General features: G+C 71.4%; 28 protein-coding genes and 1 pseudogene. 13 read left to right on the top strand and 16 right to left on the bottom strand.

The window, feature by feature from the left end; all coding sequences use genetic code 11:
- Positions 1 to 142 precede the first annotated feature (142 nt).
- The 3 genes from RTA_RS03085 to RTA_RS03075 all read right to left on the bottom strand — a co-directional run bounded on the left by RTA_RS03085 (position 143) and on the right by RTA_RS03075 (position 3,095).
- The gene (locus RTA_RS03085) at positions 143 to 1,177 is read right to left on the bottom strand and encodes a VWA domain-containing protein (protein WP_013899915.1); all 1,035 of its coding nucleotides are present in this window, start codon (positions 1,175 to 1,177) and stop codon (positions 143 to 145) included.
- Positions 1,178 to 1,434: 257 nt separating this feature from the next.
- Positions 1,435 to 2,193: an alpha/beta hydrolase family protein gene (locus RTA_RS03080; RefSeq protein WP_013899914.1), complete on the bottom strand. Its 759-nt coding sequence runs from the start codon at positions 2,191 to 2,193 to the stop codon at positions 1,435 to 1,437.
- The gene (locus tag RTA_RS03075; RefSeq protein ID WP_013899913.1) at positions 2,190 to 3,095 is read right to left on the bottom strand and encodes a DUF5996 family protein; all 906 of its coding nucleotides are present in this window, start codon (positions 3,093 to 3,095) and stop codon (positions 2,190 to 2,192) included. The genes RTA_RS03080 and RTA_RS03075 overlap by 4 nt, the downstream gene beginning before the upstream one ends.
- Before the next feature lie 180 nt (positions 3,096 to 3,275).
- On the opposite strand from RTA_RS03075, the gene RTA_RS03070 reads away from it, so the two are divergent.
- Entirely contained in the window at positions 3,276 to 3,602 is a 327-nt protein-coding gene (locus tag RTA_RS03070) for a GNAT family N-acetyltransferase (RefSeq protein ID WP_013899912.1), read from the top strand.
- A gap of 12 nt (positions 3,603 to 3,614) precedes the next feature.
- Here RTA_RS03070 and RTA_RS03065 read toward each other — a convergent pair whose 3' ends face one another.
- Positions 3,615 to 4,544: a LysR family transcriptional regulator gene (locus RTA_RS03065; RefSeq protein WP_013899911.1), complete on the bottom strand. Its 930-nt coding sequence runs from the start codon at positions 4,542 to 4,544 to the stop codon at positions 3,615 to 3,617.
- A 103-nt stretch (positions 4,545 to 4,647) separates the two neighbouring features.
- Between RTA_RS03065 and RTA_RS03060 the strand changes: the two genes are divergently transcribed.
- The 5 genes from RTA_RS03060 (at position 4,648) to RTA_RS03040 (ending at position 9,433) form a co-directional block, all read left to right on the top strand.
- Positions 4,648 to 5,838, top strand: a complete 1,191-nt coding sequence (locus RTA_RS03060; protein WP_013899910.1) for a CaiB/BaiF CoA transferase family protein — start codon at positions 4,648 to 4,650, stop codon at positions 5,836 to 5,838.
- Positions 5,838 to 6,647, top strand: coding sequence for an enoyl-CoA hydratase (locus tag RTA_RS03055; protein ID WP_013899909.1), 810 nt, complete (start codon positions 5,838 to 5,840; stop codon positions 6,645 to 6,647). Before RTA_RS03060 ends, RTA_RS03055 begins: the two co-directional genes overlap by 1 nt.
- Positions 6,648 to 6,657: 10 nt before the next feature.
- On the top strand, positions 6,658 to 7,644 hold the full coding sequence (locus RTA_RS03050; protein ID WP_013899908.1) for a zinc-binding dehydrogenase: 987 nt from the start codon (positions 6,658 to 6,660) through the stop codon (positions 7,642 to 7,644).
- 30 nt (positions 7,645 to 7,674) lie between these two features.
- Positions 7,675 to 8,646 carry a Bug family tripartite tricarboxylate transporter substrate binding protein gene (locus RTA_RS03045; RefSeq protein WP_013899907.1) on the top strand — a complete coding sequence of 324 codons (972 nt, stop codon included), beginning with the start codon at positions 7,675 to 7,677 and terminating at the stop codon, positions 8,644 to 8,646.
- A gap of 109 nt (positions 8,647 to 8,755) precedes the next feature.
- Positions 8,756 to 9,433 carry a putative Ig domain-containing protein gene (locus tag RTA_RS03040; RefSeq protein WP_013899906.1) on the top strand — a complete coding sequence of 226 codons (678 nt, stop codon included), beginning with the start codon at positions 8,756 to 8,758 and terminating at the stop codon, positions 9,431 to 9,433.
- A gap of 42 nt (positions 9,434 to 9,475) precedes the next feature.
- Here RTA_RS03040 and RTA_RS03035 read toward each other — a convergent pair whose 3' ends face one another.
- The gene (locus RTA_RS03035) at positions 9,476 to 10,702 is read right to left on the bottom strand and encodes a YbfB/YjiJ family MFS transporter (protein WP_013899905.1); all 1,227 of its coding nucleotides are present in this window, start codon (positions 10,700 to 10,702) and stop codon (positions 9,476 to 9,478) included.
- Positions 10,703 to 10,739: 37 nt separating this feature from the next.
- Positions 10,740 to 11,585, bottom strand: coding sequence for an alpha/beta fold hydrolase (locus RTA_RS03030; protein WP_013899904.1), 846 nt, complete (start codon positions 11,583 to 11,585; stop codon positions 10,740 to 10,742).
- Between the two features lie 95 nt (positions 11,586 to 11,680).
- Here RTA_RS03030 and RTA_RS03025 point away from each other — a divergent pair, with 95 nt between their 5' ends.
- Positions 11,681 to 12,571, top strand: a complete 891-nt coding sequence (locus RTA_RS03025) for an NAD(P)-dependent oxidoreductase (RefSeq protein ID WP_013899903.1) — start codon at positions 11,681 to 11,683, stop codon at positions 12,569 to 12,571.
- On the opposite strand, the gene RTA_RS03020 is transcribed toward RTA_RS03025, so the two are convergent.
- The 4 genes and pseudogenes from RTA_RS03020 to RTA_RS03010 all read right to left on the bottom strand — a co-directional run bounded on the left by RTA_RS03020 (position 12,568) and on the right by RTA_RS03010 (position 15,314).
- The gene (locus RTA_RS03020) at positions 12,568 to 13,551 is read right to left on the bottom strand and encodes a Bug family tripartite tricarboxylate transporter substrate binding protein (RefSeq protein WP_013899902.1); all 984 of its coding nucleotides are present in this window, start codon (positions 13,549 to 13,551) and stop codon (positions 12,568 to 12,570) included. The genes RTA_RS03025 and RTA_RS03020 overlap by 4 nt on opposite strands.
- A 125-nt stretch (positions 13,552 to 13,676) precedes the next feature.
- The gene (locus RTA_RS03015) at positions 13,677 to 14,276 is read right to left on the bottom strand and encodes a pseudouridine synthase family protein (protein ID WP_013899901.1); all 600 of its coding nucleotides are present in this window, start codon (positions 14,274 to 14,276) and stop codon (positions 13,677 to 13,679) included.
- Between the two features lie 46 nt (positions 14,277 to 14,322).
- Positions 14,323 to 14,388: pseudogene (locus RTA_RS21410) on the bottom strand (hypothetical protein); the annotation flags it as partial.
- A 17-nt stretch (positions 14,389 to 14,405) separates the two neighbouring features.
- Entirely contained in the window at positions 14,406 to 15,314 is a 909-nt protein-coding gene (locus RTA_RS03010; RefSeq protein WP_013899900.1) for a LysR family transcriptional regulator, read from the bottom strand.
- A 95-nt stretch (positions 15,315 to 15,409) separates the two neighbouring features.
- Between RTA_RS03010 and RTA_RS03005 the strand changes: the two genes are divergently transcribed.
- Positions 15,410 to 16,489 carry a tartrate dehydrogenase gene (locus RTA_RS03005; RefSeq protein WP_013899899.1) on the top strand — a complete coding sequence of 360 codons (1,080 nt, stop codon included), beginning with the start codon at positions 15,410 to 15,412 and terminating at the stop codon, positions 16,487 to 16,489.
- A gap of 43 nt (positions 16,490 to 16,532) precedes the next feature.
- Positions 16,533 to 17,480, top strand: coding sequence for a tripartite tricarboxylate transporter substrate binding protein (locus RTA_RS03000; RefSeq protein ID WP_013899898.1), 948 nt, complete (start codon positions 16,533 to 16,535; stop codon positions 17,478 to 17,480).
- A gap of 27 nt (positions 17,481 to 17,507) precedes the next feature.
- Here RTA_RS03000 and RTA_RS02995 read toward each other — a convergent pair whose 3' ends face one another.
- Positions 17,508 to 18,491 (bottom strand): Bug family tripartite tricarboxylate transporter substrate binding protein, encoded by a 984-nt coding sequence (locus tag RTA_RS02995; protein ID WP_013899897.1) that lies wholly within the window; start codon positions 18,489 to 18,491, stop codon positions 17,508 to 17,510.
- A gap of 134 nt (positions 18,492 to 18,625) precedes the next feature.
- Between RTA_RS02995 and RTA_RS21090 the strand changes: the two genes are divergently transcribed.
- Positions 18,626 to 19,615 (top strand): hypothetical protein, encoded by a 990-nt coding sequence (locus RTA_RS21090; protein ID WP_013899896.1) that lies wholly within the window; start codon positions 18,626 to 18,628, stop codon positions 19,613 to 19,615.
- Between the two features lie 30 nt (positions 19,616 to 19,645).
- On the opposite strand, the gene RTA_RS02985 is transcribed toward RTA_RS21090, so the two are convergent.
- From RTA_RS02985 to RTA_RS02975, 3 genes are all read right to left on the bottom strand, one after another.
- A complete protein-coding gene (locus RTA_RS02985) occupies positions 19,646 to 20,152 on the bottom strand; it encodes an ankyrin repeat domain-containing protein (protein ID WP_013899895.1) in 507 nt (168 codons plus the stop codon).
- On the bottom strand, positions 20,149 to 20,460 hold the full coding sequence (locus RTA_RS02980; protein WP_013899894.1) for a hypothetical protein: 312 nt from the start codon (positions 20,458 to 20,460) through the stop codon (positions 20,149 to 20,151). Before RTA_RS02980 ends, RTA_RS02985 begins: the two co-directional genes overlap by 4 nt.
- An 85-nt stretch (positions 20,461 to 20,545) precedes the next feature.
- Complete coding sequence (locus RTA_RS02975; RefSeq protein WP_041675991.1) at positions 20,546 to 21,124, bottom strand: restriction endonuclease; 579 nt, start codon at positions 21,122 to 21,124, stop codon at positions 20,546 to 20,548.
- 94 nt (positions 21,125 to 21,218) lie between these two features.
- Between RTA_RS02975 and RTA_RS02970 the strand changes: the two genes are divergently transcribed.
- A complete protein-coding gene (locus RTA_RS02970) occupies positions 21,219 to 23,276 on the top strand; it encodes a hybrid sensor histidine kinase/response regulator (protein ID WP_013899892.1) in 2,058 nt (685 codons plus the stop codon).
- A 9-nt stretch (positions 23,277 to 23,285) separates the two neighbouring features.
- On the opposite strand, the gene RTA_RS02965 is transcribed toward RTA_RS02970, so the two are convergent.
- Complete coding sequence (locus RTA_RS02965) at positions 23,286 to 23,612, bottom strand: hypothetical protein (RefSeq protein ID WP_013899891.1); 327 nt, start codon at positions 23,610 to 23,612, stop codon at positions 23,286 to 23,288.
- Positions 23,613 to 23,694: 82 nt separating this feature from the next.
- Between RTA_RS02965 and RTA_RS02960 the strand changes: the two genes are divergently transcribed.
- On the top strand, positions 23,695 to 24,081 hold the full coding sequence (locus RTA_RS02960) for an AraC family ligand binding domain-containing protein (RefSeq protein ID WP_013899890.1): 387 nt from the start codon (positions 23,695 to 23,697) through the stop codon (positions 24,079 to 24,081).
- A gap of 24 nt (positions 24,082 to 24,105) precedes the next feature.
- On the opposite strand, the gene RTA_RS02955 is transcribed toward RTA_RS02960, so the two are convergent.
- Complete coding sequence (locus tag RTA_RS02955; RefSeq protein WP_013899889.1) at positions 24,106 to 24,429, bottom strand: hypothetical protein; 324 nt, start codon at positions 24,427 to 24,429, stop codon at positions 24,106 to 24,108.
- Between the two features lie 238 nt (positions 24,430 to 24,667).
- Here RTA_RS02955 and RTA_RS02950 point away from each other — a divergent pair, with 238 nt between their 5' ends.
- A complete protein-coding gene (locus tag RTA_RS02950) occupies positions 24,668 to 25,264 on the top strand; it encodes an ATP-dependent Clp protease proteolytic subunit (RefSeq protein WP_013899888.1) in 597 nt (198 codons plus the stop codon).
- The last annotated feature ends 11 nt before the right edge of the window (positions 25,265 to 25,275 follow it).

Raw genomic sequence — 25,275 nt, 5'->3', positions numbered from 1 at the left:
TGGCCAGTTGCAGGTGGCCAGCGCCGGCGCTCTTGCTTGAGCAAGAGGTTCGCACATCTGCCACGCAAGGCGCGTCGGAGAACCGCCCGCCTTCGCACCCTCAGCTGAACCGCCCGCCGCGACTGTCGGGCTTGGGGCGGGTTCAGGTGATCCGCCCGAACCACAGCACCGACAGCGCTGCGCCTGCGAGCGCCACCAGCGCCGAAGAAAGCGCCAGCAGTCCCGTCAGTTCGGTCTCGCGGGCCATGACCTGCACCCGGGAGCCGAGGTTTTCATAGACGCTGCGCAGCTTCTCCGCCGTGCCCGCATGGTGGTACTCGCCGCCGGTCATGCGCGCCACCTCGCGCAGCGTCGGTTCGTCCAGCTGCAGGTAGATGGGCATGCCTTCGGGGCTGGAAGCCTCGCCGTTGACCGTTCCCAGCCCGACCACGTAGATGCGCACGCCCAGGTCGGCGGCGATCTTCGCCGCCGCCAGGGTGTCGACGCCCGTGGTCCGCCGTCCGTCGCTGAGCAGGATGATCGCGGCGGAGGAATAGGAGCCGGGGGCGACCGGCGTGATCTGCTTGCGCCGCGGCTTCGATGGTTCGTCGAGGCTGCGCGCGCCCCGATTGCTGCCGAACGTCATCTCGCCCACGTCCAGCTGGTGCTCCGGAAACAGCTCCGCCAGGCTCACCACGATGGCGTTGCCCACGGCCGTGCCGGTTTGCATCTGGAACGCGTCGATCGCCGCGACAAGTACCCCGCGGTCCAGCGTTGCCCGTTGCGCGACCTGGCTGCTTCCCGCGAACGTGACCAGCCCGACTTCGATGCCCTTGGGCAGCTCGCGCAGGAACGACTTCGCCGCGTCCTGCGCCGCGACCAGCCGCGTCGGCTTGACGTCCGCGACGCGCATGCTGAGCGACACGTCCATCGCCAGCACGATGGTCGACCTGGCGCCTGGCAGCGGCACCTGCGCCACCGGCCGCGCCGCCGCGAACAGAAGGCCCGCGCAGGCCAGCAGCAGCAGGAATGGAGGTACGTGCCGGCGCCAGCTCCGGGCGGCTGCAGCCCGCACGGTGCCCAGGCTGCTGTAGCGCACCGCCATCTTGCCCCGGCGGCGCAGCAGCCAGACGTACGCCGCCGCCAGCAGCGGCAGGGTCGCCATCAACCAAAGGTACTTGGGCCACAGGAAAAACATCATCGGCGCCCTCGCGGCCCCGTGCAGCGCGGCAACCCGGCAGCGGGCTGGCAGGGCGGGCGAGGCACGAGTTCTCCCGCACGGCAGCACCATCGTGCCCGGGCGGGGGCAGGTTGGCAACCACGCGTGTTCCGTGGTGCCAGGCCCAAGCGGCTGCTCGGTAAGCGCTTGTAGTTTCCGTGTTCCGCCGTATCCGCGCGAACCGGACACTGCGCCCGGTTCCGCCGTGCCTGTTCACAAGGGTCCGGCTCAACGTGTCAGGGCAGGTAGCGTTCGCTCCAGACCGCGATGATGTCCGCGGCATAAGCGGCATCGCTGCGGCGTCGCAGCAGGTGGTCGGCGTCGGCGAGCGAGACGAAGCTCTTCGGATGTCGGGCATTGACGAAGATGCCGGTGGCATTGCCGATGGCGACCGTGTCGTCCACTGGGGAATGAAGGATCAGCAGGGGGCGGCCGAGCGCCCCGATCTTTTCGCGCAAGTTCTGCTCCGCCGCGTCGACCAGGAACTCGCGGCGAATGCGGAAAGTTCGCCCCGCGAGCTGCACGAGCGCCTCGCCTCTTGCTTCGATCTCGGGCACATGCTCGCGGAACAGGCCGACCACGTGCGAGACATCGCTGGGCGCGCCGATGGTGGCCACGGCGCGCACCTCCGGCACCGCGCCGGCGGCCGCGAGCACGGCGGCCCCGCCCAGGCTGTGGCCGATCAGCAGCACCGGCGCATCGGCACTGCGACGCAGCCAGTCGGCCGCTGCCAGGAGGTCTTGCACGTTGGACGAGAAGTCCGTGTTGGCGAACTCGCCCTCGCTGTGACCGAGCCCGGTGAAATCGAAGCGCAGCACGGCAAGGCCGTGCTGCACCAGGGACTCGGCGATCCGGCTGGCCGCGAAGATGTCCTTGCTGCAGGTGAAGCAATGCGCGAACAGGGCGTACGCACGCACCGGCCCGTCCGGCGCATCGAGGCGTGCCGCGAGGGTGGCGCCGCGCGCGCCTGGAAAGGAGACGTGTTCGCTCTTCACGGCCTGCGCTCCAGTGCGGCGCGGTCCCAGCGCCCCAGGCTGGACGCGGCCTCGTAGGTGGATTGCAGGAACTCCAGCAGCGTGGCGTCGGGGTCGGCCGCCGTGCGCACCGCCTCGTACGGCAGGATGAATTCGCGAGCCTTGGCGTGGTACGCGGCGGCTGCGGGCCGGACCGGATGGCCGGCATAGCCCTCCGGTTCGGGATAGGCATAGGCGTAGAACGCGGCTTCCTCCACGGCTCCGCCGCCGGGCCAGAAGCCGGCGCTGCTGCACTCGTGCGAATAGGCTTCCACCATCACGTAGTCAGGGCAGTTCGGCGCGCCGCCCGGATGGCGCGGCGCCGTCCGGCCCGAGAAGCGCGTCACCGCCAGGTCGAAGCTGCCCCAGAAGAAGTGCGCCGGGCTCTGCTTGCCGGTGAAGCTGCTGCGGAAGCGCTTGAACACGCGATCGACTTGGATCAGCGCGCGCCACCAGCGCCGGGCCGCCTCGCGGTCATAGGCGACGTGGGCCTCGTCCTCGGCAAACGGAATCGACGGCTCGACCTCGACCGGGCGGGCGAGGATCCGCGGCGCGAAGCCCAGCTCGCGCTGGGCCTCGATGTACTGCGCATAGAACTGCGCGACGCTGCGGGGGGCCAGCGGGAACTGCCGCCTGGCGCCGTCGGCCGTGCGCAGCACCAGCAGGTGGTCGGTGAAATCGAAATCCACCGTCAGCAGGTGCGAACCGGCGGGCATCGGCATCGTGGTCAGCCCTCGTTCGGTGACGTACAGCGTGCACTGCCACCAATGGTTCTCCATGGGCGCCAGCGCCAGCCGGGTCTTGCCCACCACCTGCGTCCACATGTGCAGGGTGGCGAGGGTGTCCCGCCAGTCGGCCAGCGGCAGCGCGGGCCAGGTGGTCATGGAGAGTCCTTGCATAGTATTCCCGACGGTGGCCGAGCGTTCCTCATGAGGTGCCCCCTGGGCAGTGCCGAACGATACTCCTCGTCTTGCGGCTGAGGTTCCGGGGTGTCGACCGCCGCAAGCATGCGAGGCGGCATACTTGGCGCTGCGCACGTACACACGAAGGAAGGAAGGAGTCTCGTGGAACAGCCATCGGCGGACCCAGCTTTCCAGCTGTCGGACAACCCGGCAAGGCATCGCTTCGAGCTGCACGTGGGTGGCGAACTGGCCGCCTTCGCGGAGTACAACGTGCTGAAGACCGGCATGCTCTTCACGCACACGGAAGTTCTGCCGTCGTTCGAGCGGCGGGGCGTCGGCTCGGCGATCGTGCGCTTCGCCCTCGACGAGGTGCGCCGCCGCTCCCTGCTGGCGATACCCGTCTGCCCGTTTGTCGCGGGCTTCCTTCGCAAGCACCCGGATTACCAGGATCTCGTCTCCGCCCAGACCCGCCGCGCCTACCGGATCTGAGATCAGCCTGGTTCAGGAACGTCTTGCTCGCGTGCGCCCGAGCGCCTTGTTCCTGGCGCGGATCGCCCCGAGCAGGATCCCGGCCAGCGCCTCGGCCGCCGGCGAGAGGCTGCGGCCCCGGCGCCTGAGCATGCCCACGGTGCGCGTGATCACCGGCTGCTCCAGCCGCACGCCCACCACGGGTGCCGGTGCGTTGGGCAGCGTCAGCTGAGGCACCACCGCCACGGCCAGGCCCGTCTCGACCATGCCGATCAGCGTCGAGACGTGCCGCACCTCGCAAACCGGCCGCGGCAGCCGCCCCACGCGTTCGAGGGCCTGGTCGATCAGGAAGCGGATCCGGCTCTCGTGCGACACCAGGGCATAGGGGTGGTCGCCCAGGTCCTCCCAGCGCACCGTGCGGCGCCCGGCCAGCGGATGCTCCGGCCGGCAGGCCAGGACGAAAGGCTCCTTCAGCAGCGCGGTGAATTCGACGTCCGGATCGTGCATCCCGGTGTAGCTGATGGCGAAGTCGGCCTGGCCGCTCTTGACGCTGGCGAGCACCTCGTCGCCGCTTTCCTCCACCAGCCGGACCATCACGCGCGGGTGCTGCTCGCGGAAGGTGCCGATCACCTCCAGCAGGAAGTGGTGGACGACGGAGAAGATGCACCCTATCGTCACGTCGCCCGCTTCCAGGCGCGCCACGTCGTGCAGGCCCATGATGGAGCGGTCCAGGTCGCCCAGCACCTGGCCGATGTCCGCCAGGAACCGCCGCCCGGCCGAGGTGAGCGCGACGCTGCGGGTGGTGCGGTCCAGCAGCCGCACGCCGAGCACCTCCTCCAGGCCGGCGACGCGCCGCGACAGGGCCGGCTGCGACAGGTGCAGGGCCTGGGCCGCCGCCGCGAAGCTCTCGAGCTTGCTGACCATGACGAAGGCCCGCAGGTCCGGCAGGGATGGTGTCTTCACTGGGGAGCCTCCGCACTGATGCACGAAATGCAATAAAGCATCCGCAAGATGCAATTTACAGCAGAGGGCACCCCGGCCACCATCCGGGCCACGGGAGACCTCCATGCCTCATGTTCCTGCCTCGCAAGCGCTCCAGCGCTTCCGCGTGATCGACCTGACCCAGGTGCGCGCCGGTCCGACCTGCTGCCGCCAGCTCGCCGACTGGGGCGCCGACGTCGTGCAGGTCCAGATGCCCGAGCACATGCGCGGGGACGACACCCTGGGCGGGCAGGACGGCTCGGACTACCAGTACACGCACCGCAACAAGCGCTCGATCACGCTCAACCTCAAGGAGCCGGAGGGCATCGCCACGCTGAAGCGGCTGATCGCGCGCGCCGACGTGGTGGTCGAGAACTTCCGTCCCGACGTCAAGTTCCGCCTGGGCATCGACCATGAGACCCTGGCGCGGGACAACCCGCGGCTGGTCTATGCGAGCATCTCCGGCTTCGGGCAGACGGGCCCGCTGGCGGCCCGGCCGGGCTTCGACCAGATCGCCCAGGGCATGGGCGGGCTGATGTCGGTCACCGGCCTGCCCGGCGACGGGCCCATGCGCGTCGGCATCCCGATCGCCGACCTGTGCGCCGGCATCTTCGCGGCGCAAGGCATCCTGGTCGCCCTCCTGGAGCGGGAGGTGTCCGGCCAGGGCCAGTTCCTGCACACCTCGCTGCTGGAGTCCATGGTCTACATGATGGACTTCCAGACCTCGCGCTACCTGATCGACGGCGAAGTCGCGGTCCAGGCGGGCAACTACCACCCCACCAGCATCCCCACCGGCGTCTACAAGGCGCGGGACGGGTACATGAACATCGCCGTGTTCGGCTCCAAGATCTGGGAGCGCTTCTGCAGCATCCTCGGCGCGCCCGAATGGATAACGGACGAGCGCTACCACGACAAGCCCGCCCGATCCGTCAACCGGGACGCGCTCAACGCCGAGATCAACCGGCGCCTGGCGGCGCAGGACCGGGCCTACTGGGTCAGGCAGTTCAACGAGGGCGGGGTCGCCTGCGGGCTGATCAACGACATGCGCGAGGTCTTCGAGGAGCCGCAGGTGCAGCACCTGCGCATGGTCAAGGAGGTGGTCTCGCAATGGCAGGGGGCCCAGCGGCTGGTGGGCCAGCCGGTGCAGCTGGAGCGCACGCCCAGCACCATCGCGCGCGCCGCCCCGCGGCGGGGCGAACACACGGAGGAGATCCTGCTCGAGCTGGGCTTCGCCGGGGACGACCTGGCCCGCATGAAAGCCGACGGAGTCTACTGATGCCCCAACCTGCCTACACCTCCTCGACGCAGCGCGTGCAAACCTGGCTGGACGGCCGCGCGCTGCACATCCGCTTCAACAACCCGGCCAGGCACAACGCGCTGTCCGTCGACATGTGGGAGGCGGTGCCGCCGCTGCTGGCGCTGGCGCGGGACGACGACCGCGTGCGGCTGGTCGTGTTCTCGGGCGAAGGCGGCAAGGCCTTCGTCTCCGGTGCCGACATCTCGCAGTTCGAGGACATGCGCGCCGCCCGCGCAGCAGTGGCCCACTACGAGGCCATGGCCGAGGCCACGCTGACGGGCATCCACGACTTCCCCAAGCCCACGCTGGCCTGCATCCGCGGCTGGTGCATCGGCGGCGGCGTGAACGTCGCCATCAGCTGCGACATCCGCCTGGCCACCACCGATTCGGTGTTTTCCATCCCCGCGGCGCGCCTGGGCCTGGGGTACCGCTACTCCGCGATGAAGAACCTGGTGGACCTGGTGGGTCCCGGCGTGGCCAAGGACCTGTTCTTCACCGCACGCCGCATCGACGGCGTCGAGGCCCAGGCCGTCGGGCTGGTCACCCGCGCCTGTCCGCCCGACGGGCTGGAGGCGCTGCTGGCGGAATACGCCTCCAGCATCGGCGAGAACGCGCCGCTCACGGTCATGGCCGGCAAGGCGATCACGCGCGAGATCCTCAAGCCCTCGCCCGACCTCGACCGCGAGCTGTGCGCGTCGCTCATCCGCGGCTGCTTCGAGAGCGAGGACTACACCGAGGGCCGCACCGCCTTCATGCAAAAGCGCAAACCCGTGTTCACCGGCCGGTGAGGAGCGATCCATGCAGTCCTACTGGATGCTGATGACCGAGACGGACACGGCTGTCGAACTGCGCGAGGTGCCCGTGCCGCAGGCGGGGCCCGGGCAGCTGCTGGTGCGCATGCGGGCCGCCTCGCTCAACCGCGGCGAGTTCGTGGTGGGCCACGGGCTGCACGGCAAGGCGGGTTCCTGGAAGGCGATCGGCGGCGAGGGTGCCGGTGAGGTGGTGGCGACCGGCGCCGGCGTGCAGGGCTGGCGCCCCGGCGACCGGGTGATGGGCCGCTGCGCCGGCGCCTTCTCGGAGTACGCCCTGATCGACGTGGCGGAGGCCATCGCGGTGCCGCCCGGGCTGTCGTGGGAGGAGGCGTCGGCCATCCCGCTCACTTTCCTGGTCGCCTTCGACATGCTGGTCCTGCAGGGACGGCTGAAGGCGGGGGAATGGCTGCTGGTCAATGGCGTTTCCTCGGGCGTGGGCGTGGCCTGCCTGCAGCTGGGCAAGGTGCTGGGCGGCAAGGTGGCGGGAACCTCGGGCTCGGCCGCCAAGCTGGCGGCGCTGGAGCCGCTGGGCCTGGATGCCGGGCTGCCGACGCGCGCGGCCGACTTCGCCGCGGCGGTGCTGGAGCTCAGCGGGCAGCATGGCGCCGACCTCATCGTCAACACCGTCGGCGGGACCGTGTTCGCCGAGAACATCCGGGCCGCCGCCTTCGAGGCCCGGCTCGCCACGGTCGGCTATGTCGATGGCGTGCTGCATGCGGACCTGGACCTCGGCGCGCTGCATGCCAAGCGGCTGACCCTGTTCGGCGTGTCGAACAAGCTGCGCACCAAGGCCCAGCGCGCCGCGGCGGTGCCCCGCTTCACGGCGGAAGTCATGCCGCACATCGCGGCCGGCCGCATCCGGCCGCAGATCGACCGCGTCTGCGACTTCGCCCGGCTGCAGGAGGCCAAGGCCCGCATGGAAGCCGGCGAGCACATCGGCAAGATCGTGCTGCGCATGCCGGCCGCCGCCTGAACGCAAGAACACATCGAAGGAGACAAGCCCATGAAAACACCGCCCGTGTTCCTCGCCGTCGGCCTGGCCGTGCTCGGTTCCAGCGCCCTCGCCCAGACCGCCTACCCCAGCAAGCCGATCCGGCTGGTGGTCGGCTTCGCGCCCGGGGGCGCCGCCGATCAGGTCGCGCGCAGCATGAGCGAGGCCTTCGGCCAAGCGCTGGGCCAGCCCGTGGTGGTCGACAACAAGCCGGGCAACGGCTCGAGCATCGCCGCCGAACTCGTGGCGAAGGCCGCGCCGGACGGCTACACGCTGCTGATCGCCAGCCCCAGCAGCATCTCGGTCAACCCGGCGCTCAATCCCAGGCTGGCGTACAAGCCGGGCGACCTGCTGCCCGTGACCAAGATGACGACCTCGCCGCTGGTGCTGGCCGTCAACCCGGCCACCGGCATACGCACCGTTCCCGAGCTGATCGCGGCGGCCAGGAAGGAGCCGGGCAAGCTCAATTACTCCACCTCGGGCAACGGTTCCGCGCCGCACCTGGGCGCGGCGCTCTTTGCCATGCTCACCGGCGCGCAGATGACCCATGTCCCCTACCGGGGCGGCGCCCCGGCGGTGCAGTCCGTCATGTCGGGCGACACCCAGGTCACTTTCGGCACCTCGCCCACCGTCCTGCCGCATGCCGGCAGCAGCGGACGCCTGCGCGCGATCGCCGTCAGCACGCGCGAGCGCTCCCCGCTGGTGCCCGACCTGCCCGGCATGAGGGAGGCCGGCTTGCCGGAGTACCACATCGAGTTCTGGTACGGCATGTTCGTGCCGGCCGGCACGCCCCCGGCGGTCGTGAAGAGGATCCACGACGCCACCGCCAACGCGATGCAGCAGCCCTCGGTGAAGGCGGCCTTGGCGCGCGAAGGGACGGAGGTGTCCCTCTCCGGCTCGCCCGAGCAGTTCGAGAGCTTCCTCGTGAGCGACGGCAGGTTCTGGGTCGACCTGGTCAAGAACGCCAACGTCAAGGTCGATTGACCAGACCTCGCGGAGGCGCGAGTCGCCGCCATACGACACATGGCGTGCCGCGCTTCGCATCCCGCTGATGCTCTGCTTTAATGTGACTTCTTGTTACATGGAGAAGAGAATGGGTCGTCGTCGCCATCTGCAAGCCGCGCTTGCCTGCGCCCTGCTCCTGACCGCCTGCGGAGGCGGCAGTGACGAACCGGAGGGCGACCTGTACGTGTCGTTCAACTATCCGCAGACCACCGAGCTGCAGCTTTTCCAGAGCGTGGACGTCCGGCCGGTCGTGTCCGGGCTGGACGGGCGCAAGCCGTCGTTCCGGCACAAGTCCGAGTCAGGCCCGCTGCCGCAGGGGTTCACCTTTTCCACTTCGGACGGTGCCATCGGCGGCTATGCCGCCCAAGCCGGCAACTACTTGGTGTTTTCCGAACTCACCGTCGCCGGCTACGAAGGCACGCTCACGCAGGTCCCGTCCTTCCGGATCAGCACTGACATTCGCCTGAGCTACCCCTTCTCGTCGGGCACGACGACCTTCGGCACGGCGATCACCCCGCTGACTCCGACCGTTTCCGGCACGCTGCCGGGGGATGCAGTCACCAACTTCCGGATCCGCCCGAATGTGGCAGGTGCAACCCCGTCCAGCCTGCCGCCCGGAGTCAGCCTGGACCCGCAGACCGGCACCGTCAGCGGAACACCGACCAGCAGGGGCACCTACGTGGCATTCGTCCAGGCCACCGTGGTTCGCGGGGACCGGCAGGCCACGATCGAATCCGGAAGCTACCTCTATTTCTCGGTCCAGTAACCGCCTCGCGCGGGTGTTCGCGGCCGAGGCCGCCGAGCACCCTCACACGGGGTAGCGACGCGCGATCACCAGGTACACCGCCGCGCCGAGCACCAGCAGTGCGCTCGCGATCCACAGCGAGATGCCGAATCCGACCGCCGCACTCGCGCTGCGCGCCACCAGCCAGGCGGCCAGCGGCGGACCCACGATCTGGCCCAGCCCGTACGAGGCGGTGAGCAGGCCCATGAAGCTGGTGGCCTGCAGGGGCCGCACGCGCCTGACCTCCTGCATCGCGAAGAACGTGATGGCCGTGAAGGGCAGCCCCAGCAGCAGGCTGCCGATCGCGAAGCCGGCCAGCGTGGGGCTGACGAGGCTCGCGGCCACGCCGACGGCCTGGATGACATAGCAGCCCGCCAGCCGCAGCCGCAGGTCGGCTCCGGGACGCAGCCGCGACGCGCCCAGGGCGCCGAGCATCACCCCGGTTCCGAACAGCGGCCAGAACAGGTCCAGCCAGTGCGACCCGGGCAAGGCCTGGCGGGCGATCACGGGCAGGAAAGTGGCGGTGATGATGTAGCCGATGCCGGCCAGGCCATAAGCCAGCGTGAGCAGGCCCATCTCGCCGGCGCCGGCCGCCACGTGCGCCCGCGCCTGCCCCGCGCCGCCGGCCGCCGGCGCCGGCGCGGGGATGCCGCGGCTTGCATCGAAGACCCGCCACACCGCGGCCGTCAGCAGTGCGGCCAGCAGGCCGAACGTCAGCCAGCCCGCGGCGGCCGGCGCTTCCATCTGCACCAGGGCGGTCGCCGCGAGTCCGCTGGCGACGATGCCCAGGCCGGGCCCGACATAGATCAGCGCCCCCATGGCCGGGACCGCGCGGCGTGCCAGCTGCTCCAGGCAGAAGCCGGACGTGTAGAGGAAGACCACGGCGCTCGCCACGCCGGCGGCGAAGCGCAGCAGGGTCCACGCGGCGGGCATGTGCAGTGCCATGCCCAGCGTGAGCAGCGCGGTGGCGACCAGCCCGCCGCGCACCAGCGCCGGCCCGTTCACGGCGGCGGACAGGCCGAGGCGGCGCCAGATCCAGGGCTGGAACGTGCAGGCCAGTGCACCGACCAGGTAGCCGAGGTAGTTGGCGCTGGCCAGCAGGCTCGCGCCCGGCAGGTCCACGGACCGCTCCGCCAGCATCATGGGCAGCAGCGGCGTGAACGCGAACCGGCCTATGCCCATCGCCACACCGAGGGCAACCAGCCCCGCCAGGACGATGGCAAGGGGCGTCAGGTTGCTTGTTGATCGCATATCGGCGCGCAGTGTCCCACGCCCGCTGGCCAGCCAGCTACGGGCACCCGCCCCCGAGCGCCTGCGCCAGCAAGGCGTGGAAGCCCTCCGGCGCCTCGTACTGCACCCAGTGCCCGGCGTCCTCGACGAAGCGCAGGCTGCGCAGCGCCGGCATGCCCTCCAGCAGCGCCTGCAGCTGCGGCCAGCGGTCGGCGTACAAGGCGTCGTGGCGGCCGTAGATCGCGTGCAGCGGGCAGCGCAGCGCCCGCAGCGCGCGCGCCATCGCATCGGTGCGCACCAGCCGGCGCTCGCGCAGGCGGTCGCGGGCCATGTTGGCGGCGTGCAGGTCCACTGTGGCCTCGGTGATGCGGGCCGCGTCGGCCAGCATCAGCACCCCGAGGTTGTGCCGGTGCACCTCGCGCCGGGCGGCCTCGCCCTCCAGGTGCTGCCACAGGCGCAGCCGCAGCGGCTGGGCCAGCGCCAGCGCCGGCGCGCCCACGATCACCAGCCTCGCGATGTGGCCCGGCGCCTGCGCCTCGGCCAGGCTGGCCACCAGGCTGCCGAACGAGAAGGCCGCCACCTCGACCGGCTGCGCGCCGAACAGCGTTGCCAGCCCCTGCAGCAGCACCGGCGCCACCGCGTCGGCATCGCCGCCGCCGGGCGGCACGTCCGAGTCGCCGAACCCCGGCAGGTCGGGCACCCACAGCTCGCGGCCGGCGGCAGTGAGCGGCGCGATCGAGCGGATCCAGTGGGTCCAGCTGCCGCTGCCGCCATGCAGCAGCACCAGCGGCCGGCCGGCGCCCCAGCGCCGCCACACCATGTGACCCGTGCCGCAGGGCGTGGTCAGCGTGGTGGCGTGGGCGAGCAGGACTGCGGGGTCGTCGGTAGCGGGAACGGCGCTCATGCGGGCGACACCATACCGCAGGTGGAACAAGGCATCACCGGCGGCCGCGGCACGGCATGCTGGCTATCATTCCATCGCGCTTTCAAGGAGATCGCATGAAGGTCGGCATCGCCGGGACGGGCAAGATGGGCGGCGTGGTGGCCGCGCGGCTGAGCTCCCTCGGGCACGGGGTCAGTGTGTGGAACCGCACCCGGCAACGTGCGCAGCCGCTGCTGGACAGCGGTCTTGGCTGGGCGGCGTCCCCGCGCGAGCTCGCGGCGGCCGTGGACACGGTGATCACCTTCCTCACCGACGAGAAGGCGCTGGACGAGGTCTACCTCTCGCCGTCCGGGCTGTTGTCGGGGTCCTGTACCGGCAAGCTGTTCATCGAGATGAGCACGGTGGCGCCGGCCAAGCAGCAAGAGCTCGCCTCCCGCGCGGCCGCGGCCGGCGCTTCCTACGTCGAGTGCCCGGTGGGCGGCAGCGTGGGCCCGGCCAGGGAGGGCAAGCTGATGGGCTTTGCCGGCGGCGCGGCGCAGGACGTGGAGCGTGCGCGCGAGCTGCTGTCGCAGCTGTGCCGGCGTGTGGAGCACGTGGGCCCGCATGGCGCGGGCGCCACCATGAAGCTGGCGGTCAACCTGCCGCTGATGGTCTACTGGCAGACCCTGGGAGAGGCGCTCTCCCTGGTGCAGCCGCTGCAGCTGGACCCGGCGCGCGTCATCGACATCCTGTCCGACTCGTCGGGCGGACCGAACATGCTGAAGGTGCGCGGGGGCATGATCGCCCAGGCGCTGGCCGGCGACGCGGGCGGCGCGGTGACCGTGGACATCGCCACCATGCACAAGGACGTGCAGAAGATGCTGGAGCTGGCCGGCAGCCTGCACCGGCAGCTGCCGCTCACCGCGCGCACGGCCCAGAGCCTGCGCTCGGCCATGGACCAGGGGCTGGCGCAGGCCGACTGCGCGCAGCTGCCGGTCTGGTGGCTGAAGGACGCCGGCCGGGCCTAGTCGATCTTCATGTCGCGGATGATGGGCCGGAACTGGTCCATCTGGCGGCGGAAGATGGCGTCCTGCTCGGCGCCGGTCGAGCCCACCGCCTCCGCGCCCATGTCGGCCAGGCGCTTCTGCACGTCGGGGTGTTTGACCGCCGCCACCACCTCGCGGTTCAGCCGGTCCAGCACCTCCCTGGGCGTCTTGGCGGGGGCGAATACGCCGTTCCAGCCTTCCAGCTCCAGGTTGGGGAAGCCCAGCTCCCTCACCGTCGGCACGTCGGGCAGGCCGGGGATCCGCTTCGAAGCCGTGGTGGCCAGCGCCTTCAGCGTGCCCGCCTTGATCTCGGCCAGCGACGAGGAGAGCTGGTCGCCGCCGACCTGCAGGCGGCCGGCGAGCAGCTCCTGCTTCAGCGGCGCGGCGCCCTTGAAGGGCACGTGCTCCATCTGGACCTTGGCGTCGCGCTTGAAGGCCTCGCCCAGCACGTGCATGGTGGAGCCCGGCCCGGTGGAGCCGTAGTTGTACTGCAGGCCGGGGCTGCCGCGCAGCAGGTTGCCGAGCTCACGCAAATCCTTGGCCGGCACGCCGGGATGGGCGGTCCACACGAACGGCACGTACACCGCGATGGCCACTCCCTCGAAATCCGTCTCCGGGTTGAAGGGCGAGCGCTTGGACAGCGTCTGCGCGACCGACGACAGCGGGAAGGTGAGGTTGTGCATCATGATGGTGTAGCCGTCGGGCGGCGCCTTGGCGACCACGTCCGCGCCGATGGCACCGCCCGCGCCGCCCCGGTTTTCCACCAGCACCGGCTGCCCCATCGACTCGGACATGCGCTGCGCCACGATGCGCGCCACGATGTCGGTCGTGCCTCCCGCGGGGAAGGGGACGATCATCCTGATCGGCTTGGAGGGGTAGGCCTGCGCCAGGACCGCGGTCCCGGAGAGCAGGCAGGCGGCCGTGAAGGCCAGGCCCAGCAGCGTTTTCGCGATCTTTCGCATGGAGTCTCCCTTTGTGGATGCGCTATGAGGAGCGGCTCGGCGATGCGCCCTCATCGCGCGAGTCGCAAGCATGCTAGTGGCACGAGCCACCCAGGTTCATGCGGGCAATCCCTTGCGGCCCGAGGCTAGAACCGTTCGCCCGGCGGGAGATAGCGCCACTGGCCCGGTGGCAGCCCGGCCATGGGCACGCGCCCGATACGGATGCGTTTGAGCGCCGTGAGCTCGAGACCCACCTGCGCGCACATCCAGGGCACCCACTCGGGCGCGATGCCCTTGAGGGCCAAGCGCAGGCGCGCCTCGCTCTGCCAGCTCACGCGTGCCGGCGGCAGGGCACGGCCCTCGAACACCAGGCCCCGGCACAGCAGAGCCAGGCCCTCGGGCGCGAGGGTACCGGCCACCTGCGCGACCAGCTCCTGCTCGATCAAGCCCGCGTCCTCGTTGAGCTTGCGCACGATGCGCCCGTCCTGGCTGAAGACCGACAGCCCGCTGGCCTGCACCGGCAGCGCCAGCAGCGCCGCGAGCCCGACGGCATGGCTCTTGACCCGGCGGATGCCCGAGGTGTCGCCGGCCCAGTGGGTTGCCGCGCCCAGCAGCGCCTGCGCCTGGGTTGTGCTCATCCCCGCCGGCTTGTGCATCAGCAGCGTGGCGGGCGTCGTGGCCTGCAGGCGGGCCTGCGGATCGATGTCGACGCGCTCGCCGGCCACCCGGAACTGCGGCTCTTCCACCCCTGCCGTCCACGCGCACCCAGCCTTCGGCGATGTACTGCTCCGCCTCGCGGCGCGAGCAGGGCACCCGGGCCGCAACCACCTTGGACAGACGCTGCGGCTCTTCAGACATGGTCGACAAAGGGCATCCTACCCCGTTGCCTTGCCCAACTCCGCCGCCAGGTACTCCACGAACGCCCGCACCCGGGCCGCGCCCTGCGCCTGCACCGGGTACACCGCGTACACATCCGCCGGCGGCGTCTGCCAGTTCGGCAGCACCTCGCGCAGCCGTCCGCTGCGGAGGTAGCGGGCGATGTCCCACTCCGCCCGCAGCACGATGCCGTGGCCGGCCAGCGCCCACTGCACGGCGATCTCGCCGTCGTTGCTGCTCAAGGGTCCGTGCACCTTGACGGTCTCGGTGCGCCTGCCCGAGCGCAGCCGCCATACGCCGTAGGCCTCGTCGCCCTGGCGGATGGCGATGGTGTCGTGGCGCGCCAGGTCGGCCGGGGCCCGGGGCGTGCCGCGCCGGGCCAGGTAGCCGGGCGAGGCGCACAGCAGGCGGCGGTTGGGCGCCAGCAGGCGGGCGATGACGCGCGCGTCGGGCGGCTCGCCGAAGCGCACGCAGACGTCGAACGCGTCCTGCGTCAGCGGCGGCGGGCTGGCCGACAGCTGCAATTGCACCTGCACGCCCGGGTGCCCGCGCACGAAGCTGGCCACCAGCGGCGCGATGTGCAGGCGGCCGAAGCCCAGCGTGGCGTTCACGCGCAGCAGGCCGGCGGGCTGCTCGCGCGCGCCCTGCAGCTCGCGCTCGACGGCCGCGATCTCGGCCAGGATGCGGCGCGCGTGGGCCAGGTAGGCCTCGCCTTCGGCGGTGAGGCCGATGCGGCGCGTGGTGCGGCTGAGCAACCGCGTACCCAGGTGCTGCTCCAGCTGCGCCAGGCGCTTGCTCACCGCCGGCGGCGTGACCTGCAGCTCGCGCGCCGCCGCGGCCAGGCTGCCGCAGCGCACCAGGGTGCCGAAGAACTGCATGTCGGCCGAGGCCGCGCGCGGTGCCGCCATTGGTGAACTCCAGGTTCAGAATGGTTTGAATTCTGTCGCATTGTTTCCCGCATGGCCGCGCGCACCATGCGCCCCTGGCAACGAGGAAACCGCCCATGAGCGCAAGGAAGAGCTACCGCATCGCCTGCATCCCCGGCGACGGCATCGGCAAGGAAGTGATCCCCGCGGGGCAGCAGGTGCTGCAGGCGCTGGCGGCGTCGCAGGACGGCCTGCGCTTCGAGTTCCAGAGCTTCGGCTGGGGCGGCGACTGGTACCGCGAACACGGCGAGATGATGCCGGCCGACGGGCTGGAGGCGCTGCGCGGGATGGACGCCATCCTGTTCGGGTCGGCCGGCGACCCCGACATCCCCGACCACGTCACCCTGTGGGGCCTGCGCCTGAAGATCTGCCAGGGCTTCGACCAGTACGCCAACGTGCGGCCCACGCGCATCCTGCCGGGCATCGACGCGCCGCTCAAGCGCTGCGCGCCGGCCGACCTGGACTGGGTGATCGTGCGCGAGAACTCCGAGGGCGAGTACGCGGGCGTGGGCGGCCGCGCCCACCAGGGCCACCCGATCGAGGTGGCGACCGACGTGAGCATGATGACGCGCGCCGGCGTGGAGCGCATCATGCGCTACGCCTTCCGCCTGGCGCAGGCGCGCCCGCGCAAGCTGCTGACGGTGGTGACCAAGTCCAACGCCCAGCGCCATGCCATGGTGATGTGGGACGAGATCGCGGTCCAGGTGAGCCGGGAGTTCCCCGACGTCAAATGGGACAAGGAACTGGTGGACGCCTGCACCGCGCGCATGGTCAACCGCCCGGCCTCGCTGGACACCCTGGTGGCCACCAACCTGCACGCCGACATCCTGAGCGACCTGGCGGCCGCCCTGGCCGGCAGCCTGGGCATCGCGCCCACCGGCAACATCGACCCGGAGCGCCGCTATCCCAGCATGTTCGAGCCCATCCACGGCTCGGCCTTCGACATCATGGGCAAGGGCCTGGCCAACCCGGTCGGCACCTTCTGGAGCTGCGTCATGCTGCTCGAGCACCTGGGCGAGCGCGCCGCGGCGCAGCGGCTGATGCAGGCCATCGAGGCGGTGACCGCCGACAGCCGGCTGCACACCCGCGACCTGGGCGGCCGCGCCGGCACGGCCGAGGTGACGGCTGCGGTGATCCACCGATTGCATCCGCGCTGAGAGCGTGCCACAACCCCTCTTCACCCCCAACAGGAGACAAGCGATGAAACAGTGGATGGCGGCCCTGGGACTCACGGTCCTCGCCTCGGCGGCGCTGGCCCAGCCCTGCCCCGACAAGAACGTGATGTACTGGCAGGCCTTCACGCCGGGCGGCGAGTCCGACCTGTCGGCGCGCCACCAGCAGCTGGTGCTCAAGAAGAAGTGCCCCGCGGTCGAGACCATCATCCAGTACAAGGCCGGTGCCGGCGGCGCGCTGATGTGGACGCAGATCAACCAGCTGCCCGGCGACGGCGTGAACGTGGCGGGCATCAACCTGCCGCACATCGTGTTCCAGCCGATCGAGGGGCAGGTGCAGTACAAGACCCAGGACATCCTGCCGGTGTTCTGGTTCCACTACACGCCCGACATCCTGGTGGTGCCGGAGCAGAGCGCCATCAAGAACTTCGACGAGTTCCTCAAGGCGGCCAAGGCCAGCCCCGGCAAGATCAGCCTGGGCGGCTCGGGCACCAACTCGGCCAACCACGCGGCGCACGAGCGCCTGAACGCCGCCTTCGGCGTCAAGACCATCTACGTGCCGTTCAAGGGCACCGGCGACATGGCGACCTCGGTGCTGGGCGCGCAGGTGGACGGCGCCATGACCTACGTGCCGTTCGCCATCAGCAACAAGGGCCGGGTGCGGCCGCTGGCGGTGGCCATGGAAAAGCGCCACCCGCTGATGCCGGACGTGCCGACCTTCCGCGAGCTGGGGGTCGACTGGGTGGACGGCGCCTACCGCGGCATCGGCATGCCCAAGTCCACGCCGCCGGAGGCGCGCAAGCGCATGTCCGACCTGTGGATGGCGCTGAACAACGATCCCGAGATGAAGGAGCTGGCGGCCAAGAGCGGCTTCGAGCTGGTCAACGTCGGCCTGGAGCAGATGGACGCCTTCATGGCCGACAAGACCCGGCTGTACACCGAGGGCGCGGCGCGGCTGGGCCTGGGCAAGAAGTAAGGCCGGCGGCCGCCGCGCCGCCCAGGGTCACTGCGGCTCGATGCCCGCTTCCTTGATCGCCTTGGCCCACTTGGCGGTCTCGGTGCGGGTGCGCTGGGCCAGGGCCTCGGGCGGGCCGGGGTCGACCACGAAGCCGATGGGCGCGAATTTCTCCTGCAGGTCCTTGCTGGAGGCGGCGGCGTTGATCGCCCGGTTCAGCCTGGCGATCACGTCGGGCGGCGTGCCGGCCGGCGCGAAGGCGGCGAAGTAGGCGATCAGCTCGTAGTCCTTCAGCCCCAGCGCCTCGTTGACGGTGGGCAGCTCGGGGATGGCGGCCGAGCGCTTGGCCGAGGTGACGGCCAGGCCGCGCACCTTGCCGCCCTTGACCTGCGGCAGCATCACGGCGAAGTCGGCCGTGAACATCATCACCTGCCCGCCGATCAGGTCGGTCATGGCCGCCGGGCCGCTCTTGTACGGCACGTTGGTCATCTTCACGCCGGCCATGCTGGCCAGCATCTCGGTGGACACCAGCTGCGAGGTGCTGGCGCTGGCGAAGGTGACGTGGCCGGGCTTGGCTTTGGCCATGTCCACCAGCTCGCGCAGGTTCTTGGCCGGCACCTCGTTGTTCACCGCCACGATCAGCGGCACCTGGCCCAGGTAGCCCACCGGGGCGAAGGCCGTGTCCTGGTCGTAGGGCAGCGACTTCATCAGGCTCTTCAGGGCAGCGTTGGTGCTGTTGGTGCCGATCAGCAGGGTGTAGCCATCCGGTGCGGCCTTGGCCACGTCGGCCGCGCCCAGCATGCCGTTCACGCCCGGCTTGTTCTCGACCACGATGGGCTGGCCCAGCGTTTCGGACATCTTGGCGGCGAAGGCGCGGCCGATCTGGTCGGTGGCGCTGCCGGGAGCGAAGGGCACGATGGCCTTGATGGGCTTGGTGGGATAGGCCGGTCCGGGGGCGGGCTGGGCCAGGGCGGCGGCCGAGCCCAGCAGGGTGGCGGCGAGCGCCGCCAGGCAGCGGGAAGCGAAGCGCATGGAAGTCTCCTTGGGAATTGCGTGCGGATGCGAGTCTAGGCGTTCCGCCGGGCGACGAGCGCGGGCATGCCCGCGCTGGACCGCCGCCGCGGCGAGGCGCTACAGTCGCACACCCCACGTGACGAGGAGGATGCATGTCCACAGGGAAAGCGGCGCCGGGCCCGGCCATCGAGGGCGACCGGGCGGCGCTGGAGAACGCGATCGACAAGCTGGCCCGGCGCGCCCGCGAGCTGCGGGCCTTCAACGCATCGGCCATCCAGGACCGCTGGGACCAGCGGCTGGAGGCGCTGCAGAAGAAGGTCAACGGCACGCTGGCCGACGCGCTGGGCGCCGGCACGCCGGAGTACCAGCAGTACGCGATCGGCCCCCTGGGCGAGATGGACCCCGCCCTGGGCGACCGCTACTCGCCCGAGGAGTTCCAGGACAGCGTGCGGCAGGCGATCGCCCGCGCGGGCACCAAGGTGAACGCCGTCAGCATGCTGCTGACCCGGCGCCTGGAAGGGCCGGCTCCGGCGGCGCCCACGGCGGCTGCGCCCACCCAGGCACCTGCCCCCAGGCCGGCACCGGCGCCTGTGGCCAACCCTGCGCCGGCCCCCGCCCCCGCCTTCACCCCGGCGCCCCCGCCCGCGCCGTCGTCCAGCCCCGTCGCCAAGGCGGTGGTGACGCCCCCTCCCCCACCCCCACCCCCGCGGCCGGCCCTGGCGCCGGCGGCTTCGGGCGGCCGCACCAGCGGCGTGGCGGTGGTGTGCGCGGCGGGCGATGGCACCGGCCAGGCCGTGGCGGCGCTGGTGGGGCAGCTGGGCCTGACGGCGGTGCTGCGTCCGCCCGCGACCGGTACCGGCGCCTCGCTGCTGGACGGGCTGGAGAGCCTGCGCGGCGCCGAGTTCGCGGTGGTGATCCCCGGCCCGGATGCCGACGCCGCGCTGCCCCTGCAGATCGGTTTCCTGCTGGGCGCCGTCGGCCGCAACCGGGTCTGCCTGCTGCTGACCACCGAACCGCAGTCCGTGCCCGCGCTGGACGGCCTGGCCTGCCATGCCGTGGACAGCGCCGGCCTGTGGCGGCTGGTGCTGGCTCGCGAGATGAGGCAGGCCGGGCTCGCGGTCGACATGAACCGCGCCCTCTGACGGCCAGCGGCGTGCCGCCGCGCCGCGGCCCTAAGCAGACTGGCGCAGCCGCTGCACCGCGTCGTCGGCGCCCATGCGCTGGGCCGCCTCCAGCGCGTTCATGCCGGCGGCGTCGCGGTGCGCCGGGTCGGCGCCCCGCCCCAGCAGCAGGTCCATCACCTCCACCCGGTTGAACATGGCGGCCGTCATCAGCGCGGTCTTGCCGTCCGGCCCGTGGCCGTCCGCCAGCGCGCCCTGGTCCAGCAGCAGCCGGACCACCTCGGCATGGCCCTTGAAGGCGGCGCCGGCCAGCGGCGTCTGGCCGCGGTCGTTGCGGATCTCGGTATCGGCGCCGGCCGCCAGCAGCGCCCGCGACACCTCCAGGTGGCCGTGGTAGGCGGCCAGCATCAGCAGGCTGTCGCCGTTCTCGTTCAGCAGGTTGGGCGGCAGGCCCTGGTCCAGCAGCGGCTGCAGCGACGCCAGGTCGCCGCTGCGCACCCAGTGGAACACCTGCCGCGCCATGCGCAGCGTCTCCTCGTCCAGCGCCGGCGCGCTCACCGCTGCACCGCCTCGTCGAGCTCGAAGGTGGGCAGGTGGGCCAGGCGCGCCTTCAGCGGGGTGCCGGCCTCGTCGGCCACCGCGTCGATCCCCTCGGGGCAGGCCTTCATCCGGAAGAAACGCCCGGCGTCGCCCTCGACGTAGACCCGCACCTCGTGCGACTCGCACACCCGGGCCGCGTCCACCACCGGCACGACCTCGGGCCCGCTGCGCTGCACGCCCTCGTTGCCGGCGGACACCCGGTACCAGCGCACATGGGAGATGTGGCCGCCGGGGGCCCAATGGATGGCTTCTATCGCGTAGTACATGCGGCGTCCTCGTCCTCGCAAGCAGGGCGTTGCCGGCCATCACACCATCTTTGCCGGCCAGGCGCTGTCAGCCGGCTCCGCCAATTCAGGCGTGTGGCGGCAGGGCCACGCCGTGCAGCAGGCGCGCCAGTTCGGGCGCCTGCATCAGCTCGATGGACTGGCGGGCGGCCAGGCTGCGGGCGTTGGCGCTGAGCTCGCCGAGCGTGACATAGACGCAGCCGCCGGCATCCTCCCGGCGCGCCGAGGCATGCAGCGCGGCCAGGGCCTCCTCGCCGTGCCGCGCCGCCTTCCATCGGCGCGCCGCCACCAGGGTGGTGCGGCCGTCGCGGCGCAGCCGCAGGTCGGCCGCGGCGCCTGCGGGCAGCCGCTCGACCGCGTGGCCCTGCCGTTCGAAGCCGCGCGCCAGCGTGTCGCCGAACTCGGCCCAGTTCATCCGGCCCACCGCCTGCAGGGTGGCTTCGCTCTGGCGCGCGCTGGGCGCGCGCAGCTGCCGCACCAGCGCCACCGCGGCGATGACGAAGAACGGCAGGCTGCCCATGGCGCCCAGCAGGCGGTAGTCCGCCGGCAGCAACGCGTGGGCCACGGCCACGAAGGCCAGCGCGACGGCCAGGCTGATCCACCACGGCGAGCGCAGCAGGATCGCGAACAGGGAATTGGGGGCCATCTTGAACTTCATGCCGGCCGGATTGTGCCGTGCCGGAAAAATGCGCTTACCTCGTGGTCCGACAGCCGGGCCGTACCGCTAGACTGCGCCGGCCATGAACCGCCCTGCCCAGACCCCGCATCCGCTGCTGATGGTTCCCACGGAAGGGGCCGGCGCCGCCGCTGCCACCGAGACCGGGCGCATGTTCGAGCGCACCGACTGGGCCGCCACGCCGCTCGGGCCAGTGGAGCACTGGCCGCAAAGCCTGCGCATCGCGGCGAGCATCTGCCTGAACTCGCGCTTCCCGATGTTCGTGTGGTGGGGCCCGTCGCTGGTCAACATCTACAACGACGCCTACGTCCCGATCCTGGGCAAGCGCCACCCGCAGGCCTTCGGGCGGCCGGCGCTGGACAGCTGGTCCGACATCTGGGACGTGCTGGGGCCGCAGGTGGAGGCGGTGATGCGGCACGGCCGCCCGACCTGGAACGAGCGGGTGCTGCTGGTGATGGAGCGCAACGGCTTTCCCGAGGACACCTGGTTCACCTGGTCGTACAGCCCGGTCCACGACGACGCGGGCGCGATCGGCGGCCTGTTCTGCGCCTGCACCGAGGAGACGGGCCGGGTCGCCGCCGAACGCGAGCGCGACCGCCTGGTGCGCGAGGCGCAGGACGCCGCGCAGACGCTGCAGACCTGGTTCGACAACGCGCCGGGCTTCATCGCCCTGCTGCGCGGGCCCGACCTGGTGTTCGAGATGGTGAACCAGGCCTACTACCAGCTGGTGGGCCACCGCCAGATCGAGGGGCTGCCGGTGTTCCAGGCCCTGCCCGACCTGCGCCACCAGGGCTTCGAGGAGCTGCTGCACCAGGTGTACGCCAGCGGCGAACCCTTCACCGGCCGTGCCGTGCGCCTGGTGGTGCAGAAGGAACCCGGCGGGCCGCTGGCCGAGCGCTTCGTCGACCTGGTCTACCAGCCGGTGCGCGACGCCAGCGGGCAGGTGGTCGGCATCTTCGCGCAGGGCAACGACGTGACCGAGCAGGTCAAGGCCGTGAACGCGCTGACCGAGGCCGACCGGCGCAAGGACGAGTTCCTGGCGATGCTGGCGCACGAGCTGCGCAACCCGCTGGCGCCCATCGCCGCCGCCGCCGACCTGCTGACCCTGGGGCGGATGGACGAGGCACGGGTGCGCCACACCAGCGCCATCATCTCGCGCCAGGTCAGGCACATGACCGGCCTGGTGGACGATCTGCTGGACGTCTCGCGCGTCACCCGTGGCCTGGTCGAGCTGGAGCAGGCCAGGGTGGATGCCAAGCGGGTGGTGCGCGACGCCGGCGAGCAGGTGCGGCCGCTGATCGAAGCCCGGCGGCACCGGCTGTCCCTGCACATGCCGCCCGAACCGGTGTTCGTGCGCGGCGACCACAAGCGCCTGGTGCAGGTGGTCGGCAACCTGCTGAACAACGCGGCCAAGTACACGCCCGAGGGCGGCGAGATCGAGGTGCGGCTGCGCACCCACGACGCCCAGGTCGAGCTGGTGGTCGACGACAATGGCACCGGCATGACGCCCGAGCTGGCGCAGCGCGCCTTCGAGCTGTTCGCGCAGGCGGCGCGCAGCTCCGACCGCTCGCAGGGCGGGCTGGGCATCGGGCTGGCGCTGGTGCGCAGCCTGGTCGAGCTGCATGGTGGCCGCGTGACGGCCCACAGCGACGGCCCGGGCCGCGGCAGCCGCTTCACGGTCTGCCTGCCGCGCCTGGTGGAGCCGCCGCCGGCTGCCGACGCCCCAGGGCCGGCGCTGGCTGCCCCAGCTGCGCAGCCCCTGCAGGTGATGGTGGTGGACGACAACGCCGACGCGGCCCAGCTGCTGGCGATGCTGGTCGAGACGCTGGGCCACCAGGTGACCGTGGAGACCAATCCGCTGGGGGCGCTGGAGCGGGCCCGGACCCTGCGGCCGCAGCTGTTCCTGCTGGACATCGGACTGCCCGACATGGACGGCAAGGAGCTGGCGCGCCGCCTGCGCGCCGACCCGGCCACGGCGGGCGCCCGGCTGGTGGCGATTACCGGTTACGGCCAGGAGCACGACCGCCGCGGCACGCTGGCCGCCGGCTTCGACGCGCATTTCGTCAAGCCGGTGGACGTGTCCCAGCTGGCGCGGCTGCTGGCCGACACCGCGGGCGACTGACAGTGGCGCTCAGCCGCCCTGCGGCTGCGCTGACGGCCGCGCCGACTGGACCGCCAGCAGGTGGGCCAGCACGCTGTGCGAGCCCCGGCCCGAGCGGCCGTAGTGCCCCACCGAAGGCTCGGCCGCCACGGTGGGGGCCGGCCGCGGGCGCGGCGCCTTCCAGGCCTGGGAGATCTCGACCAGCTTGCGCGCATCGGCCAGCTCGGTGCCGGTCACGATGTGGACCGCCACCGCCGCCTCCAGCGGGGAAGCGCCGGCGTCGCGCAGGAAATCCAACGCGTTCTCGACAGGCACACCCTGCAGGAGCACCTTGCGCAGCAGGTCGACGTAGGTCACAACGATCGAGTGTACGCCTTACGGCCGGGCACGTGTCTTGCCCTGCCCGTCCATGACCACCTTCTGCCCACCGGAGCACTGAATGGCCCTGCCGCACGCCCAACCGCTGGACATCATCAACGTCGGCCCGCTGGGGCCGGACCTGGCCCGCGCCGTCAGCACCAGCCTGATCAAGACCGACCGGCTGCAGCTGCTGCACCTGGTGCTGCCGGCGCACCACGACCAGCCGCCGCACCACGTGGACGAGGAATGCACCATCCAGTGCCTGGAAGGCGATGTGGAGGTGGTATGGCCGGGCGGCACGCGGCGCCTGCGCCCCGGCCAGCTGCTGCTGCTGCCGGGCAAGCAGAAGCATTCGCTGCGCGCGCGCAGCACCTGCGCCGTGCTGGTCACCCTGGTGCTGCACAACGGCGATGCCGGCCATGGCGGAGGCGCCGGCGCGCGCACGCTGCAAGGCGATCAGAACTAGGGCTCGGGCCCCCGTACCCGCCGCTCAGGAAGGGCGGTGCAGCCAGCGCAGGCCGACCCAGGCCGCCGCGGCTGCCACGGTGAAGGGCACGCTCAGCGAGCTGGCGGCATAGAACAGCATGGACAACGCGGGCGCCTGCAGCACGAACTCGACCACCTGGGCCACGGCATAGAAACCCAGGCCCCACCACAGCCAGCGCAGCAGGTAGACCGGCAGCCAGCGCGCCTGCTCGCGGTTGTGCCGCATCACGGCGGCGCGTTCGAACATGGTGCCCTGGCCGATGTCCTTGAACAGCCAGCCGAAGAAGAAGTAGCGGTACAGCAGGGTGGAGAAGGCCGGCTCTTGCACGATCGATGACGGTTCGGGAGAAAGAAGGCGATTGCAGTGTCCCGGCGCGGTGCAGCCCTGTCTGTAGGAACCTCCGGACGCGTCCCGTGCGGCGGCGCCGCACGCCGGTGCGCGTCTGCGCCCACCCGCCGGCAGCCTCCAGGCAGGCGCCCCTTCGGCCAGGCCGTCAATCGCCGCGCCGCGACCCGGGTCCCCGGCGCCATGCCATCATGGCGGCTGCATGATTCAGGAGTCCCCCATGGAACAACCCGATACCGACACCGCGTCCACCACCACCGCCGAGCCGCGCAACGCCTTCCTGGAAGAGAAGGCCTTCAAGTCGCGCACCGTGATGGTGTTCGGCGAGATCAACGACCGCTCGGCCGCCGACATCGCCCGCCGCCTGATCGCCCTGGACGCCGACGCGCCCACGCCCATCGACCTGCTGGTCAGCTCGCCCGGCGGCCACCTGGAATCCGGCGATGCCATCCACGACATCATCCGCTTCATCTCGGCGCCGGTGAACATGATAGGCACCGGCTGGGTCGGCAGCGCGGCCACCCACCTGTACCTGGCCGTGCCGCGCGAGCGCCGCTACTGCACGCCCAACACCCGCTTCCTGATCCACCAGCCCTCGGGCGGGGCCGGCGGCCAGGCCAGCGACATCGCCATCCACGCGCAGGAGATCATCAAGGCGCGCGAGCGCATCGCCCGCACCATCTCGCGCGAGACCGGCAAGCCGCTGGACACGGTGCTGCAGGACATCGAGCGCGACCGCTGGCTGTCGGCCGAGGAAGCCATCGAGTACGGCCTGGTGGGCCGCATCGTCAACCACAAGACCGAACTGCGGCGCTGACGCCGCGGCCA

It is taken from the genome of Ramlibacter tataouinensis TTB310 (genome assembly GCF_000215705.1).
Lineage (GTDB): Bacteria > Pseudomonadota > Gammaproteobacteria > Burkholderiales > Burkholderiaceae_C > Ramlibacter > Ramlibacter tataouinensis.
This window is presented reverse-complemented; position numbering and strand designations above follow the sequence as displayed.